Origin of the sequence: Prevotella sp. P6B1, from assembly GCF_000702825.1 — a bacterium.
GTDB lineage: Bacteria > Bacteroidota > Bacteroidia > Bacteroidales > Bacteroidaceae > Prevotella.
Genome location: NZ_JNKF01000011.1, coordinates 412,319 through 428,223 on the forward strand (window position 1 = coordinate 412,319; position 15,905 = coordinate 428,223).

Here is a 15,905-nt window from a genome sequence, read left to right on the forward strand (position 1 = left end):
AACAATATATTAAGGATATAGCCTTCTAAGCAGTAGGTCTTGGGTTCGAGCCCCAACGGAATCACGATAAAGCACAAGAAAAGCAGGCCAAGTGGTCTGCTTTCTTTGTTTCTATATTATCAATCTATCTTTCCTGATCCCAGAGCTTTGTCTATGACTAAGAAAAATGAAAAAGGATCATCTTTTAGTTTGTCCTTATGGATGGATCTGACATAATTCTTGATGATAGAATAGCTCTCGAACTCATCACATAGTGTCGCTCTGCGTTTTTCTGTTAGTTTTTTCCCTTTTCTAAATAATGCTTTAGCATACTGCATATCGGGTGTCTTATATAAGTAGAAATCACCTGAAAATAAGTCCCATGCATCATAGATAGTGACATTTTTGCTTTGATAAAGCACATAGCACATACTGGGATAACCGTATTCCATAGGAGTTTCGTTGCCATAGTAATAATAGACTGGAACAGCGTGGCTAACCAATACCTCATCAGGTTCAGTATCAAACCATATATACATACTATCTATGTCTTTAGTGGCATGACTTCTGTTTTTACTGAATAAACCATCCAGATTATTTAACACAACTGTTTCATCATAAACACATACGGTATTATGCCCATTCCTGATATATCCACTATCGGTAGTTCCATCTTTCAACCAAACCTTTGCATGCCAGGAGTTCTTTATTATTTTCTCCTTTTGTGCAAATGAAACAATAGACATCATGATGGCGAGCATAAAAACGATCAACCTTGACTGTTTGAAATTAGCTATATTATAAGCACCTTTAAATACTTTTATTTGTTTCATCTATAATCCAAGTTAGTTATGAGTTTCTCAATCAGTGGTACATACCATATTCTGGTTTCCTGTTCAGTAGGCGTATGGGCACCTGGGAAATGAAACGAGTACTTATAGTGCTCGAGGAATAGCGGCTCAAAATGGGCTAAAGTGTCCTGCTCGCCGAACAGTCCCCAGATACGCTCTTGATCAAATGAATTGCAGCAGCTAAACTGATGAACTTCCAACTCCGCAAATTCATTGATAAGTGTTTCATCAATAATGAAATCCTGATGGCCGTCTGCACGTGGCGATTTATACCTCTGGGCTCCGATTCTGGATTGCAGGAAATCAGTCATCTTGAAATGAGGATTGCCAAGCAATGCGGGAATACCTATGATTGGCGCAATCATCTGGGCATAGAAGGAGCCACAACTGTTGCCAACGATAACGTCTGGCTGTTCACGATTGCAAAGATCGCGAATAAAAGCCAAAGCTTCTTTTGGATGCAGGGGCAAATCAGGTGTCAAGACAACTGCTTTACCATCAAAGGCTTCTTTTAACGCTTTTGCGGGTACACATTGGCCACTGGCATAAAAGCCGTGAAGGAAGAGTATTTTATGCATTGCTTATTCTTTAGGAAGCGGCATTGACTTACGGTAACCCATACCTGTAACGTGACAAATCAGTGTATTATCTTGATTTGTGACGCGTACTTCAACAGAAGGGATCTTGTGGTGCTCAGCCACGAAGATGGCTTCCGCGCAAAGATGGTCACCTTCTTTGGCACTTGTTACAAACATAATGTTGTTTGAAATGCCGAAGGTAAGCTCTCCATTTTGGTTCAACAACGCAGCGATAGCGAGGTCGGCTAAAGTAAAAAGAGCGCCTCCTTGGCACACATGACCACCATTAAGATGTTCGGATGTGACAATCATCTCTACTACGGCGTGATGCTTGTCTACTTCAACAATCTTACAGCCAGCATTAGCTGCAAAATGGTCGGTTTCATTCAGTATTTCTTTGATGTCCATTTTTATTTGAACACTACTTTGCTTCGACAACACTCTACATCGCCATCTTTGCAAATACGGATACAATATTCGTTCTCGCCTGTCTGTATACGATAGAACGAGAGCGTATCGCCCTGATGGGCCTCGGCTACGTAAGCTATTTCGAAACGTTTAATCTGATGCTCACGATACCAGTCAAGATTCCACAAGTCGAGTACATGTTCGATGTACTTAACCGAGTTGATGTGACCATTGATATCTACGTCGTTATATTTGGTTTCTACTGTACCAACCAACTGGGCGCTATCGTCCATTTTTACACGTCCGCCTTTATCAATGGGACATTCTTTGTCGGCAACAATCCAGTTGTTGATGGCACCATTATCAATCGCGAAGATATCGGTTGGCTGACGTGTTTCGGTATCAATCATGGCCCAGATACTACGTCCATAGCCATACACCTTGCCATCCTCGCCTACTACACGGAAATTACGACTGGTAAAGAAGCGCATCGCGCTCTCAACCCATGTCTCTACATTAAACTTCGTGTACATCTGTGGCATCTCGTCCATCTCGATGGCCAGTCGTGAGAGTACCCACGAACGCTTGATGGTCATGAGATATTTCATGCCAAAACCACGTGCTGATGAGTGATAATCGGCAGCATTCAGCATGTGGTTGCCCATATGGCCCATAAATAATCGATGCGAAAAGTCGCAATGAAAGGGCTCTGATAGAAATTCATATTTTCCTACTTTATCCATTCTCCTGTCTCGACTCTAAAAATTCACTAACCTGCTCTTGCATACCACGGGTTACAGCAATACGTCCGCTACGGGTGTACTGCAGCACGCAACCAAACGTATCGAGGGCACGAAACAACGAAATAATATCCTCGGTTACACCATGCATCTGTACAATGGTATAGGTAGGATTTACCTCAATCATGCTGGCCTGGAACCTGCGGATAGTACGCGATATCTCAGGATTTTCGAGTACCATTGGCGTTGATAGTTTGTAAAGTCCCGACTCACGGATAAACAACTGTTCGTCAGTAAAGAAGTTTGCTTTTACCACATCTATTTTCTTCTCAATCTGACGGGTAATCTTTACTATCTGATCTTCGTCGCTCCAAGCAGTGATGGTGTACTTGTGTACGCCAGGAATACTTGATGCCGATACATTCAAGCTCTCGATATTTACCTGGCGACGGGTGAACACAGCGGTAATCTGATTAAGGATACCTGCAACGTTCTCCGAGTAAACCAGCAATGTATATAATTTCTTCCTATTTTCCATTTTCACTAATCACTATTCACTCTTCACTATATCTCAAGCTGCATTTTGTCAACGTCCATACCTGGAGGTGTCATTGGTAGAACATTATCTTCCTCCATAATGGCGCATTCCAACAGGAATGGTCCATCGGTAGTAAGCATCTTCTTTACAAGTCCGGGCAGATCCTTACGATCAACTGCAGCCGCATAGTTAATACCATAACCTTTGGCAATGAGCTCGTAGTTCGGGTTCATCATCTTGGTGAACGATTTACGACGCATCCAGAACATATCCTGCCACTGGCGCACGTTACCCAGGTAGTGATTGTTCATGACAATCATCTTTACAGGTTTTTGCTGTTCCATAATGGTGCCCAACTCCTGAATATTCATCTGGAATCCGCCATCGCCCATAAAGCAGCATACCGTACGGTTTGGGTCGGCAAAGGTGGCACCGATGGCTGCGGGCAAACCGTAGCCCATGGTACCTAAACCACCGCTTGTACACAAACTGCGCTTGTGGTGATACTTGAAGTAGCGGGTTGCAAACAGCTGGTTCTGACCAACATCCGTAACCAGGACAGTGTCGTCTGGCGACATCTCAGCTACCACGTTTACTACTTCGCCCATCTTTAGCGGGCCTTCGGTTGGGTGGATGGCTGGTTCGATGACCTTTTCGCGTTCTTTGGCATCAAGCTCTTTGAATGAATCGCGCCATTTCTGATGGTTATTCGCATTAATCAGTGCGGTGATAGCAGGTAATGATTCCTTACAATCAGCTACTACTGCCACGTCGGTCTTTACGTTCTTGTCTATCTCGCTACGATCGATATCCAAGTGAATAATCTTGGCCTGCTTGGCGTAGGTTTTCAGATTACCAGTTACACGATCGCTGAAACGCATACCGATAGCAATCAGCACATCGCACTCCTGCTCCTTCAGGTTCACGGCATAGTTGCCGTGCATACCCAGCATACCTACATTAAGTGGATGGTTTGAAGGCAGTGCCGAAAGACCTAACATGGTTCGACCAGCAGGGATATCTGCCTTTTCGAGGAATGCCTGCAGCTCTTTCTGAGCATTACCCAGCTCTACACCCTGACCAACCAGAGCCAAAGGTTTCTTGGCATTATTAATCAGTTCGGCAGCTTTACGTACAGCCTCGTTATCCAACTTTGGATAAGGCACATACGAACGGATAAAGTCACATTTCATAGGCTCCCAGTCGATTTCCTCTACCTGCGCGTTCTTGGTAAAGTCGAGCACCACAGGACCAGGACGACCTGTTCGAGCGATATAAAATGCACGGCTCACAGCCCAAGCCACATCTTCGGCATGACGGATCTGGTAGCTCCACTTAGAAATAGGCTGCGAAACGCCTACCAAGTCGACCTCCTGGAAAAAGTCGGTACCCAGAGCGCCTGTTGGCACCTGTCCGGCAATTACCACAATAGGTGTCGAATCCATCATGGCATCAGCAATACCTGTCAATGTATTGGTTACGCCAGGACCACTGGTTACCAAAACTACACCTACTTCGCCACTAACGCGGGCATAACCCTCAGCAGCATGGGTAGCGCCCTGTTCGTGGCGCACCAATATATGGTCGAAACATTTCTTTTCGCCTCGTGTATAATCATAGAGCGCATCGTATGTTGGCATGATCGATCCACCGGGATAACCAAAGATAGTCTTCACACCCTCGGCCTTCAGTGCTCTCATCAGCGCTTTTGCTCCTGTAATTCTATCTCTCATAATTCATTGAACATTGATCATTGAACATTGACCTTTTAGTCGATTATTCTAACACCACCTTTATCGGCACTCGATACGCTCTGGGCGTAGGCGCGCAATGCCTTGCTAACTACACGGTTTCGCTTCAGAGGTTGCTGTGGGCGTGCTGCCAGTTCGTCGTCGCTCAGTTTTATACTGATAGAACGACTGGGGATATCAATCACGATAATATCGCCATCCTTCACCTTGCCGATGTTACCTCCATTGGCAGCCTCTGGCGAGATATGACCGATACTTAAACCTGATGTACCACCCGAGAAACGGCCATCAGTAATCAGTGCGCACTCCTTACCCAGATGCATGCTCTTAATATAGCTGGTAGGATACAACATTTCCTGCATGCCAGGACCGCCCTTTGGTCCCTCGTGGGTAATCACCACGCAGTCGCCACTCTTTACCTTTCCACCAAGAATTCCCTCGCATGCGTCTTCTTGTGAATCAAATACAACAGCAGGGCCTTCAAAGTGCCACAGACTCTCATCTACACCAGCGGTTTTTACTACGCAACCGTCCTGGGCAATGTTACCAAACAGCACTGCCAGTCCACCATCCTTGGTGTAAGCATGGGCTAAGTCACGAATACAACCGTTCTCGCGGTCGGTATCAAGTGTGCCCCACTCTTCGCTCTGCGATCCCATTTTTGTTGAGAAACGATTGCCTGGAGCCGTTTGATAGATGCGATTAGCCTCAGCATCTACAGCACCATCCACGATACTATATTTTTGCATGGCCTCGTTGAGTGTTAGTCCATCAACACGTGGGGCGCTGCCATCAATCAACCCACCTTTATTCAGTTCGTTCAAAATACCAAGGATACCACCAGCACGTCCGCATTCCTGTACCGAGTACTTCTGGGTGTTAGGAGCCAGTTTACACAAGCAAGGAACCTTACGGCTCAGTGCATCAATATCCTTCATCGTAAAGTCGGCACCAGCCTCCTGGGCTACAGCCAGCAAGTGCAGTACCGTATTGGTACTACCACCCATGGCAATATCCAGCGCCATAGCATTCATAAAGGCCTTGCGGGTAGCAATGTTACGTGGCAATACGCTCTCGTCGCCATCCTCGTAGTATGCGAATGCATTCTTTACAACCTGACGGGCAGCAGCCTTGAACAGCTCGATACGGTTGGTATGGGTAGCCAAGATGGTACCATTGCCAGGCAGTGAGAGACCGATAGCTTCGGTGAGTGAGTTCATCGAGTTGGCAGTAAACATACCTGAGCAGCTACCGCAACCAGGACATGCACACTGTTCTATCTCCTTCATTTCGTCGTCGGATACCGTTGGGTCGGCACCTTTAATCATGGCCGTAATCAGGTCGGCATTCTCGCCTCTCCATTTGCCAGCCTCCATAGGACCGCCACTACAAAACACCGTAGGGATATTCAGTCGCATCGATGCCATCAGCATACCTGGGGTTACCTTATCACAGTTCGAAATGCAAATCATAGCATCAGCTTTATGGGCATTTACCATGTACTCCACAGAGTCGGCAATGATGTCACGCGAAGGCAGACTGTATAACATACCATCATGTCCCATTGCAATACCATCATCGATGGCGATAGTATTGAATTCGGCAGCATAACAGCCCATTTTCTCTATTTCCTCACGTACTATCTGACCTATCTCGTGGAGATGTGTATGGCCGGGTACAAATTGGGTAAACGAGTTGACGACGGCAATAATGGGTTTACCAAACTGCTCGTGTTTCATACCCGTGGCTACCCACAAGGCGCGGGCGCCAGCCATTCTTCTACCTTCGGTGCATACAGCACTTCTCAACTGGTGTTTCATATTTCAATATTTGTTTAAATCCCAAAATTTAGCCGCAAAAGTACAAATAAACTATCAAATAGCCAACTATTTCGGAAAATTATTAGTAAATTTGCAGCAAAAATATGATTACTAATAACAAATTGAAATGAAACAACAACTATTATCATGGCTTTTGGCCGTTCCTTTAGCTGTAGGTGCTCAGCAGCGACAAGAGTTGACACTGACAGACAATTGGCAATTCTCGCACGACAAATTGTCGTGGCAGAATGTAAGCGTACCTCACGATTGGGCTATTGCTGGTCCGTTCGATAAGAAATGGGATCTGCAAACAGTAGCTATTGTACAGAACGGTGAGACCGAAGCTACAGAGAAAAGCGGTCGATCAGGTGCATTGCCTTGGATAGGAAAAGGATATTATAAACGCACTTTCACCATCCCCAAGGATTGTCCACATGCTGAACTGGTTTTCGATGGTGCGATGGCAGAACCGCATGTTTATATCAACGGTAAGGAGGCTGCATTCTGGGCTTATGGCTATAACACCTTCCGCGTTGACATTACCCCCTATATGAAAGCGGGCGATAACTTACTCGAGGTTGATTTGCAGAACCTCGAAGAGAGTAGTCGCTGGTATCCTGGAGCAGGCATCTACCGTCCCGTGAAACTTGTACTCACGGGTGAAGATTGGATTGACCCATGGAAGACTTTTATCCGTACACGTAGCCTGCGTTTTGGTGACGCTAAACTCGATATCACCGTAGGTACAGGAAGTCCAGCAGATACAGATTTCTCATTTGAGGTAGAGATTTATGACCGCGAAGGAAATATGGTTGCCAAAGGCATCAGTAACAAGGTGGGCAGCATGGGAACTGCAGATATGAGCATCACTGTGGAAAATGCAAAGCTATGGACACCTGAGACACCTTATTTATACACTGCGCGCATTAAATATCTTGAAAATGGTCAGGTATTAGATGCTACCACCCAGAAGTTCGGCATTCGTACCGTCAAGGTATCGAAGGATGGTGGTTTTCAGTTGAATGGTCAGACGCGCAAAATCAAGGGTGTGTGTCTGCATCACGATCTTGGCCCGCTTGGAGCAGCAGTAAACAAGGCGGCGCTCATCCGACAGATCAAGACGATGAAGGAGATGGGATGCAACGCCATCCGTACATCGCACAATATGCCCTCACAGATGCAGATGGACATTTGCGATTCGTTAGGCATGATGGTGATGGCAGAGAGTTTTGATATGTGGATCTATCCCAAGTGTAAGAATGGCTACGCACGTTTCTTCGAGGAATGGTGCTATCGTGATGTAGAGAATTTGGTACTTGCCAACCGTAATCACCCCAGCATCGTGATGTGGAGCATCGGAAACGAGATTCCAGAACAAGGAAGCGAGGACGGTGCGGAGATTTCGGAGTATCTACAGGACATCTGTCATAGCCTCGACCCTACACGTCCTGTAACACAGGGACTCGATCATGCTGAAAAATCAATAGAAAGTGGCGTGGCCAAGCTGATGGATATACCCGGTTTCAATTATCGTGTACATAAATATAAGAACAGCATCCAGCAATTGCCTCAAGGTTTCTTACTTGGTTCCGAAACAGCTTCGACAGTTAGCAGTCGCGGCATCTACAAGTTTCCCGTAGAACCCGACGATAATGCACGTTACGCCTCATGGGCACCAGGTTACGATCCAAAAGCAATCGAGAAGGCCGATGGACAATGCTCGAGCTACGATCTGGAGTATTGCCCATGGAGCAATCTGCCTGATGACGATTGGGCCATGCAGGATGATTATCCCTGGGTGATTGGTGAGTTCGTCTGGACAGGATATGACTATCTGGGTGAGCCTTCACCCTACGATGAGTACTGGCCCGCTCGTAGTAGCTATTTCGGTATCTGCGACCTCGCAGGACTGCCTAAGGACCGCTACTATCTGTACCGTTCACACTGGAACCAGAAACAGCATACCATCCATTTGTTGCCCCATTGGAGCTTCGGGCGCGAACGTATCGGACAAATAACGCCCGTGTATTGCTACACTGACTATCCTACAGCAGAACTCTTTGTGAATGGCAAGAGTCAAGGTAAGATCACGAAGGATCCAACATCACGCTTGGATCGTTACCGTCTCCGTTGGAATCATGTCAGATATCAGCCAGGCTCATTGAAGGTTGTGGTCTATGATGCTGATGGCAAACGTGTTGGCGAGAAGACTATCCGTACGGCAAATAAGCCTGCCGTACTGAAACTTGATGTCTGGACTCAGCACAATCAAGCAACCAGCAACGAGGGCTTCCAACTCAATGCCGATGGTGAGGATATGGCATTCGTTACCGTATCACTGACTGATAGTCGAGGTACATTAGTTCCTCAGGCTGACGACCAACTCACTTTCCAGGTTACGGGTGCGGGAACTTTTGAGGCAGTCTGCAATGGTGATGCCACCAGTCTGGAATCGTTTAAGCAGCCCACAATGAAGCTCTTCAACGGTCAGTTGGTTGTCGTTGTACGTGCTGCCAAACAGTCTGGTACAGTTACCTTGAAGGTGATGGATAAGAAACGGGGAATCAGTAAGTCGATACAGCTAAAAGTAGGCTGATTGTACTCTCTGCAAAAACAATGATTAGCATTAGAATTTCAGCTGTCCGATTCACGCGGACAGCTGTTTTCATATCTGCCGTGTTCAACTCTCTATCGTTATCACCAATATAAGGCTTGTCGAATACTTCGCCAAAATACTTATGCGGTCCGCCGAAACGGCAATTCAGTATACTGGCCAATGCGGCCTCTGGGTAGCCGCTATTAGGTGATGCATGATTTCGCCCGTTACGCATCACAAAACTAAGGTGCTTGGGTCTGCCAAGAACCATCAACACCGCTGTTAAACGAGCCGGGATATAGTTAGCTACATCATCGATATGGGCAGCCCAACAGCCAAACAGCAGATAGCGTTCGGTGCGATAGCCAATCATCGAGTCGAGTGTGTTCACCATCTTATAGGCCAACATACCTGGTGTACCCAGTAGCGCAAGCCAGAACAACGGAGCAATCACACCATCACACAGGTTCTCGGCCAGTGTTTCGAGTGCAGCTTTTCGTACCTCTTGGGCTGTGAGTTCGGATGTGTCGCGCCCCACAATTCGTGCCACCTGCGCCCTACCCTCATCCAACGAACGCTCGAGCGCTACAAATACTTGTCGCACCTCACGTATCAGCGTAGTGCCTGCCAGACAGTAAAATACAATAATAGCATCGAATATCATTGACCATTCTTGGACGAGCGGCTTGCGTATAGCCCAAGTGACACCAAACACCATTGCTATCAATCCTACTGCCAACAGTGCACCTTTTAGTTTGCGGTGGGCACTATGGTTAAGATGCTTCTCGCCAAAGGCAATTATCCGTCCGAACCATACAATGGGATGTGGCAACTTCTCTGGGTCGCCAAATACCAAATCGGCCAGCCAACCTAAAATCAGTGATACAGGGTTTATGAACACGATGCTATAATTTATTTGTTTCTGTTTGCAAAAGTACAAAAATAATTAGTATCTTTGCCCTCAAAATCGAAAATTATGCAGATAAATATAGATAGAACGCATTGGTACGACCGCATCTGGGCGGCGCTGATATTTTTTACGCGATTGCCGTTTTGGCGATTGCACCAGCCACCTAAGGAATGTTACGCTACGGTGGTTGAACACTGGCCGTTGGCAGGATGGATCACCGGTGGAGCAATGGCTGCCACGCTGTATTTCGGCAGTTGGTATCTGCCGTATATGGTGGCTGTGCTGCTGGCGATAGTGGTTCGACTGCTCGTAACGGGTGCTCTGCACGAGGATGGATTGGCTGACTTTCTGGATGGTTTCGGAGGTGGCGGCAGCAGTCGAGAGCGCATACTCGCCATCATGAAAGATTCACATATCGGCACCTATGGCGTGATAGGACTGATTTGTTACGAACTGTTATTGGCTGCTTCGCTACTTTCGATGACACCACAGTTGGCTGCACTCACCATCCTGGCTGCCGACCCATACTCAAAAATGGTCACATCGCAACTCATCACGATGATGCCCTACGCACGGCGCGAGGAAGATGCAAAGAACAAAACCGTCTATCGCAAAATCAGTTGGCAGGCAGGAGTTGGGTTAGCTGTTCAAGGATTGCTACCTATGGCCGCCTATATCTGGTACACGGGCATACGCTGGGATCTGATTATCTTTATCCCAGCCCTCGTGATGTATTTCCTATATCTGCTCATCTGGCGAAAGATTCACGGCTATACTGGCGACTGCTGCGGAGCCGTTTGCCTGCTGGTTGAGTTGAGTGTTTATTTGGTAGTTTGTACGCAATGAAAAGGATTATTCTGATAACAGGCGGTCAGCGCTCGGGTAAGAGCACCAAGGCCGAAGAATTAGCACTGCAACTGAGTACGAATCCCGTTTACTTGGCTACAGCCCACATTTGGGACGATGAGTTTCGTGAACGAGTACGTAAGCATCAGGAGCGTCGCGGTCCTGAGTGGACCAATATCGAGGAAGAACTCCAACTCTCGAAGCACAACCTCGAAGGTCGTGTGGCAGTGATTGATTGCATAACCCTTTGGCTCACAAATTGGCTACAAGCCAGCAACAATCCCCTTGATAAAGCCAAAGCCGAATTTGATAAATTCACTGTGCCCGATGCCACTTATATCTTTGTAACCAACGAGATTGGAAGTGGCGGCACATCTACCAATGCCCTGCAACGTAAGTTTACCGACCTGCAAGGTTGGATGAACCAGTATATCGCCCAAAAAGCCGACGAGGTGATTCTCATGGTTAGTGGCATCCCTGTAAAAATCAAATAAGATGTATCTATTTCATATTCCCCCAACAGATAAGACCCTTGCCCCGAATATCCAGGCCAAGATCGACAACCTAAACAAGCCCAAGGGCTCGTTAGGTAGATTGGAAGAAATAGCCCGGCAAATCTGTTTGGTCCAACATACGTTAGAACCATCACTCGCCCACCCTTGTCATTTGCTCTTTGGTGGCGATCACGGCATTGAGCGCGAGGGCGTTAGTGTATCGCCTCGCTGTGTCACCTGGCAGCAGATGATAAACTTCACTCATGGCGGCGGTGGTGTCAACATGTTCTGCAGGCAGCATGGGTTTAAGTTGCGCATCGTAGATGTAGGCGTAGATTATGATTTTACGAGTATCGATGGTATTATCGACCGCAAGATAGCTTGTGGTACACGTAATTTTCTCTATGAGTCGGCGATGACCGAAGTAGAGTTCGATCTCGCCATCCAGATAGGTTGCGACCTGGTAGACGACTGCATCACCGAGGGCTGTCGTGTACTGAGTATTGGCGAGATGGGTATTGCAAACACCTCGCCCTCCAGCATTTGGATGCACCTGTTTTCTGGTATACCCTTAGCTGATTGTATCGGTGCTGGTGCAGGTCTCGATACCCCAGGCATCCGTCATAAATATGAGATACTCTCAAAGGCAGTCACAAACTATCAAGAGAACATCCGCCAATCATCACCCATCACACACATCCGTTATTTCGGAGGATTCGAGATGGTAGCAGCCGTCGGTGCCATGCTAAAAGCCGCCGAAAAGCATCTGGTGATACTCATCGACGGCTTTATTATGACGGCCTGTGCACTGGCTGCTGTTCAGCTATATCCTGCCGCACAGGACTATATGATCTTTACACATTGTGGTGATGAGAGCGGACACAAACGCATGCTCGATGCGATGGGTGCAAAAGCCTTGCTGCATCTGGGGTTACGATTAGGCGAAGGCACTGGCGCACTCTGTGCATTCCCGATTGTTGATTCGGCTGTTCGTATGATGAACGAGATGAACAACTTCGACAACGCCCACATCACCAAGTATTTTTAACGGAGCATCTCCTGCACGGCGCGCTCCAGCTGACGGTCGCGACCGTTGATATAATCCTCTGGTGTGTTATATACCTCTACATCAGGATACAGCGTTGTGTTCTCGCCGAACACACCACGCATATCGCGGCAGCCCACCTGAGGAATACCGAAAATCATACCGTTCTGCAGGGTCTCCCACCATACGGCAGTCATGGTACCGGCTACAGGTGCACCAATCAGCTTTCCAATCTTCAGCTCCTTATATACCCATGGGAAACCATGCCCGTTACTGTAGTCATCCTCGCAAATCAATACGCACGATGGCTTCAACCACTTGTTGTATGGGTCGGAACCTACATACTTGCCATGAGGCACAAACTCCTGATATTTCTTTCCGCTCAGCAGCGTGCACAAATCATCATGCAACCAGCCACCACCGTTATGGCGCTCGTCAACTACAGCAGCCACACGATTGCGGTTCTTGTCGCTCAGCAGCTCACGGTAAACAGTGCGGAAGCTTGGGCTGTCCATCGCCTTTACATGCACGTAAGCCAGCTTACCATCCGACAGGCTGTCGGTCATCTCGCGCTGACGGTCAACCCAGCGCTTATACAGTAATTCGGTCTGTGCGCTGCGGCTGATGGCCTTGATAGTCACATCGTTACGTTTTCCTGTAGCAGGGTTCAGAATGGTCAGTCGTACAGGTTTACCAGCCTTACCATCCAGCAAGGGGAAGTAGTCGTCGTTAGCCTTGATAGTCACGCCATCGATAGCCTCAATCACGCATCCTGCTACCACACCAGTCTTCTTCTGTGCCAATGGTGAGCGCTTGATAACCTCTTCGATGCGCAATCCATCCCCCTGATAGTTCTGGTCGATAAATACGCCCAATGTAGCAGTACTGAGTGTAGCCCCATTAGGATAGTACCTTGAACCAGTGTGCGATGCATTCAACTCGCCCAGCATCTCGCTCAGCATATCCCTGAAGTCGTATTCATTATTAATATAAGGCAGGAATCGGCGGTAGTTGTCACGATAGCCTTCCCAATCCACCTGATGCAGGTTCTCTACATAGAACTTATCCTTTACCTGGCGCCAGATGTGGTCGAACAGATATTCACGCTCCTCGTAGGGACGATAGTTGAATACGGTCTCGAAATCAATATTCTTGGTTGATTTCTTACCCAGTTCCAGTTTTTTGATGCCGCCTCTCGAAGCCAGGAACAAGTTGTTGTATTTCTTGTCGGCATACATTCTGCCGCTACCAACACGCTTCATCAGCAGTTCAGTCTTGTCGTCACGCAAGTAGTGTACCCACAAGTCCATACCCCCTTCGAATGCAGCCTGATAGTAGAGGGTGTCGCCCTTCAGTACGGCATCACCCATACGAGCTGAATTATCCGTTACGCGCACAATGCGATCGCGGCAGTTCTCCAGGTCGAATGCCAGCAGTTTCTCGGCTTTGGGCTTCTCAGCGGTCTGCTTCTTCTTGCTGTCCTTCTTCTTGGTGTCCTTATCGTCCTTCTTTTCTTCTTTCTTGGCCTCCTTCTCAGCCTCTTCCAGTATCTCCTTGTCCTCCTTACTCATGGTAAAGCGGTCGTAAGCATCAACGTCGAAGAACATCACATAATAGTCTGACTCAGCACCCCAGCTGCCATGACTACGATAGCCAGCGCGATCACTTTCAAACAACATGGCCTTACCACCAAGCACCCAACGGGCAGAACTCTCGTTGTAGCCACTCTCGGTCAGGTTGTGTACTTCGCCATTACCACTGGCGTTTACCAGAGCGATGTCGCTGCTGTTCCATCCACCAGTACCGATATAGCTGGCCAACAGCCACTTGCTGTCGGGACTCCACTCAAACCAGAGGTCGCCATCACGGTACGAGAAGTTGTACTTACCATCAAGCACAGTGCGCTCCAGTCCGGTCTTCAGGTTAATCACACACAGCTCAGAACGGTTCTTGAAGTAAGCCACCTCTTTTCCGTCGGGACTGTACTGAGGTTGCAGCGATGTCTCGTTGCTGTTGGTCAGTCGCTCTTCCTGCAAGGCGGTAGCATAGGTAAAGAGTTTCTCGTTCTTGTTCTTCAGCTTGGTTTGATATATCTGCCATACGCCACCACGCTCAGCACAGTACACCAAGCTGCGTCCATTTGGCGCAAAGCTCACGCTGCGCTCCTGCTGTGGGGTGTTTGTTATCTGCTTGGTGGTCTTGTATTCTACCGAAGTTACAAAGATGTCGCCACGTAGGATGAAGGCCACCTCCTTGGCATCAGGCGATAGACTGATTTCAGTCACACCGCTTGAACGCAACTGGCGGATCAGGTCCTTGTCCTGTCGGTCGGCAGTAATATTCACCTTCACCTTCTGTGGTTCAGCACCTTCCCTCAGTGTGTAAATCTCGCCGTTTTGGCTGTAGCAGAGCGTTCCCTCGTTGCTCACTGTGAGAAAGCGTACGGGATTCATTGTGTGGTGCGAGAGCTGCTTTTTGCCTGTACCGTCGATATTCCGGCGATATACGTTGAATGTGCCGTCTTCCTCGCTGGTGTAATAATACGAGTTGTCGTCAGCCCAACGTGGTGTACGATCCTCGCCTTTAAAGTTGGTCAAACGGGTATAGTGTCCATCCTGCATCATCCAGATGTCGCGACAGATAGGACTCTGATGGTGCTTGCGGAAAGGATCCTCGTAGCCCTTATAGTCGTGATACAGTATACGACCATCCTTGGCAAAGCTGATATCCTCCATGGGTAGTGTTGAGAACATGCGTGGACGACCGCCTTTGATGCTCACCTCGTACACCTGATTACTGCCTGGAAAGAGAATGGACTGTGCCGATGGCATCCACGAAGCCGAGAACAGCACGTGTTCGTTATCACGCCAAACCATAGGCGTCTCGTTGGTGCTGTTGGTTGTCAGGCGAACAGGCTCGCTGCCTTGAGCTGCCATCACATATACATCCATGCTGCCTTCGCGACTTGAAGCGAACGCCAGTTTGCTGCCGTCAGGACTCCATACCGGATAAGCATCGTAGGCTGCATTGGTGGTAAGCTGTCGAGCTTGTCCTCCTGTAGCAGCTACTGTATAAATGTCGCCTTTATACGAAAAGGCGATGGTCTTGCCATCAGGCGAGATGGCAGTGTACCGCATCCATAGTGGTCCCTCTTCGGCATGAGCACTCAGCCCCGCCATCAGGAGCCCGGCAGTCAGAAACAATTTACTAGTTTTCATCACGTTATTTTTAAGTTTATCTGTTGTGTTTGTAATCAAATCAAAATCGGGTGCAAAGTTAAGAATTTATGCGAATAATGCAAAAAAATACGCTAAATTTTCGCATTTTTCGCTACTTTTTGTTACTTTTA

The 15,905-nt window shown here is 47.7% G+C and carries 13 protein-coding genes; 4 read left to right on the top strand and 9 right to left on the bottom strand.

The window, feature by feature from the left end; genetic code table 11:
- Positions 1-119 precede the first annotated feature (119 nt).
- Genes T495_RS0105865 through ilvD form a run of 7 tightly spaced genes read right to left on the bottom strand, consistent with a single transcriptional unit; the run spans position 120 to position 6,665 of the window.
- Entirely contained in the window at positions 120-812 is a 693-nt protein-coding gene (locus T495_RS0105865) for a hypothetical protein (RefSeq protein WP_033147938.1), read from the bottom strand.
- Complete coding sequence (locus T495_RS0105870; protein ID WP_033147939.1) at positions 809-1,408, bottom strand: YqiA/YcfP family alpha/beta fold hydrolase; 600 nt, start codon at positions 1,406-1,408, stop codon at positions 809-811. Before T495_RS0105870 ends, T495_RS0105865 begins: the two co-directional genes overlap by 4 nt.
- Before the next feature lie 3 nt (positions 1,409-1,411).
- Complete coding sequence (locus tag T495_RS0105875) at positions 1,412-1,816, bottom strand: PaaI family thioesterase (protein ID WP_033147940.1); 405 nt, start codon at positions 1,814-1,816, stop codon at positions 1,412-1,414.
- 2 nt (positions 1,817-1,818) lie between these two features.
- The gene (locus T495_RS0105880) at positions 1,819-2,559 is read right to left on the bottom strand and encodes an acyl-[acyl-carrier-protein] thioesterase (RefSeq protein WP_033147941.1); all 741 of its coding nucleotides are present in this window, start codon (positions 2,557-2,559) and stop codon (positions 1,819-1,821) included.
- Positions 2,552-3,094: an acetolactate synthase small subunit gene (gene ilvN, locus T495_RS0105885; protein WP_028903746.1), complete on the bottom strand. Its 543-nt coding sequence runs from the start codon at positions 3,092-3,094 to the stop codon at positions 2,552-2,554. The genes T495_RS0105880 and ilvN overlap by 8 nt, the downstream gene beginning before the upstream one ends.
- Before the next feature lie 26 nt (positions 3,095-3,120).
- Positions 3,121-4,827 (bottom strand): biosynthetic-type acetolactate synthase large subunit, encoded by a 1,707-nt coding sequence (gene ilvB / locus T495_RS0105890; RefSeq protein WP_369793233.1) that lies wholly within the window; start codon positions 4,825-4,827, stop codon positions 3,121-3,123.
- A gap of 35 nt (positions 4,828-4,862) precedes the next feature.
- Positions 4,863-6,665 (bottom strand): dihydroxy-acid dehydratase, encoded by a 1,803-nt coding sequence (ilvD, locus tag T495_RS0105895; protein WP_033147943.1) that lies wholly within the window; start codon positions 6,663-6,665, stop codon positions 4,863-4,865.
- 127 nt (positions 6,666-6,792) lie between these two features.
- Between ilvD and T495_RS0105900 the strand changes: the two genes are divergently transcribed.
- Entirely contained in the window at positions 6,793-9,261 is a 2,469-nt protein-coding gene (locus T495_RS0105900) for a glycoside hydrolase family 2 TIM barrel-domain containing protein (RefSeq protein WP_033147944.1), read from the top strand.
- Here T495_RS0105900 and cbiB read toward each other — a convergent pair.
- Positions 9,230-10,165, bottom strand: coding sequence for an adenosylcobinamide-phosphate synthase CbiB (gene cbiB, locus T495_RS0105905; protein ID WP_033148094.1), 936 nt, complete (start codon positions 10,163-10,165; stop codon positions 9,230-9,232). The genes T495_RS0105900 and cbiB overlap by 32 nt on opposite strands.
- A gap of 72 nt (positions 10,166-10,237) precedes the next feature.
- On the opposite strand from cbiB, the gene T495_RS0105910 reads away from it, so the two are divergent.
- The 3 genes from T495_RS0105910 to cobT are packed head-to-tail and all read left to right on the top strand — an operon-like array spanning position 10,238 to position 12,559.
- Positions 10,238-11,017 (top strand): adenosylcobinamide-GDP ribazoletransferase, encoded by a 780-nt coding sequence (locus T495_RS0105910; RefSeq protein ID WP_033147945.1) that lies wholly within the window; start codon positions 10,238-10,240, stop codon positions 11,015-11,017.
- Positions 11,014-11,511: a bifunctional adenosylcobinamide kinase/adenosylcobinamide-phosphate guanylyltransferase gene (locus T495_RS0105915; RefSeq protein WP_033147946.1), complete on the top strand. Its 498-nt coding sequence runs from the start codon at positions 11,014-11,016 to the stop codon at positions 11,509-11,511. The genes T495_RS0105910 and T495_RS0105915 overlap by 4 nt, the downstream gene beginning before the upstream one ends.
- Position 11,512: 1 nt before the next feature.
- Complete coding sequence (gene cobT / locus T495_RS0105920; RefSeq protein ID WP_033147947.1) at positions 11,513-12,559, top strand: nicotinate-nucleotide--dimethylbenzimidazole phosphoribosyltransferase; 1,047 nt, start codon at positions 11,513-11,515, stop codon at positions 12,557-12,559.
- Here cobT and T495_RS0105925 read toward each other — a convergent pair.
- Positions 12,556-15,774 (bottom strand): S41 family peptidase, encoded by a 3,219-nt coding sequence (locus T495_RS0105925; protein ID WP_033148095.1) that lies wholly within the window; start codon positions 15,772-15,774, stop codon positions 12,556-12,558. The genes cobT and T495_RS0105925 overlap by 4 nt on opposite strands.
- Positions 15,775-15,905 lie beyond the last annotated feature (131 nt).

Coding starts and splice junctions, on each gene's coding strand:
- T495_RS0105865 (WP_033147938.1), bottom strand. CDS start 812: ATGAAACAAATAAAAGTATTTAAAGGTGCTTATAATATAGCTAATTTC.
- T495_RS0105870 (WP_033147939.1), bottom strand. CDS start 1,408: ATGCATAAAATACTCTTCCTTCACGGCTTTTATGCCAGTGGCCAATGT.
- T495_RS0105875 (WP_033147940.1), bottom strand. CDS start 1,816: ATGGACATCAAAGAAATACTGAATGAAACCGACCATTTTGCAGCTAAT.
- T495_RS0105880 (WP_033147941.1), bottom strand. CDS start 2,559: ATGGATAAAGTAGGAAAATATGAATTTCTATCAGAGCCCTTTCATTGC.
- ilvN (WP_028903746.1), bottom strand. CDS start 3,094: ATGGAAAATAGGAAGAAATTATATACATTGCTGGTTTACTCGGAGAAC.
- ilvB (WP_369793233.1), bottom strand. CDS start 4,827: ATGAGAGATAGAATTACAGGAGCAAAAGCGCTGATGAGAGCACTGAAG.
- ilvD (WP_033147943.1), bottom strand. CDS start 6,665: ATGAAACACCAGTTGAGAAGTGCTGTATGCACCGAAGGTAGAAGAATG.
- T495_RS0105900 (WP_033147944.1), top strand. CDS start 6,793: ATGAAACAACAACTATTATCATGGCTTTTGGCCGTTCCTTTAGCTGTA.
- T495_RS0105910 (WP_033147945.1), top strand. CDS start 10,238: ATGCAGATAAATATAGATAGAACGCATTGGTACGACCGCATCTGGGCG.
- T495_RS0105915 (WP_033147946.1), top strand. CDS start 11,014: ATGAAAAGGATTATTCTGATAACAGGCGGTCAGCGCTCGGGTAAGAGC.
- cobT (WP_033147947.1), top strand. CDS start 11,513: ATGTATCTATTTCATATTCCCCCAACAGATAAGACCCTTGCCCCGAAT.
- T495_RS0105925 (WP_033148095.1), bottom strand. CDS start 15,774: ATGAAAACTAGTAAATTGTTTCTGACTGCCGGGCTCCTGATGGCGGGG.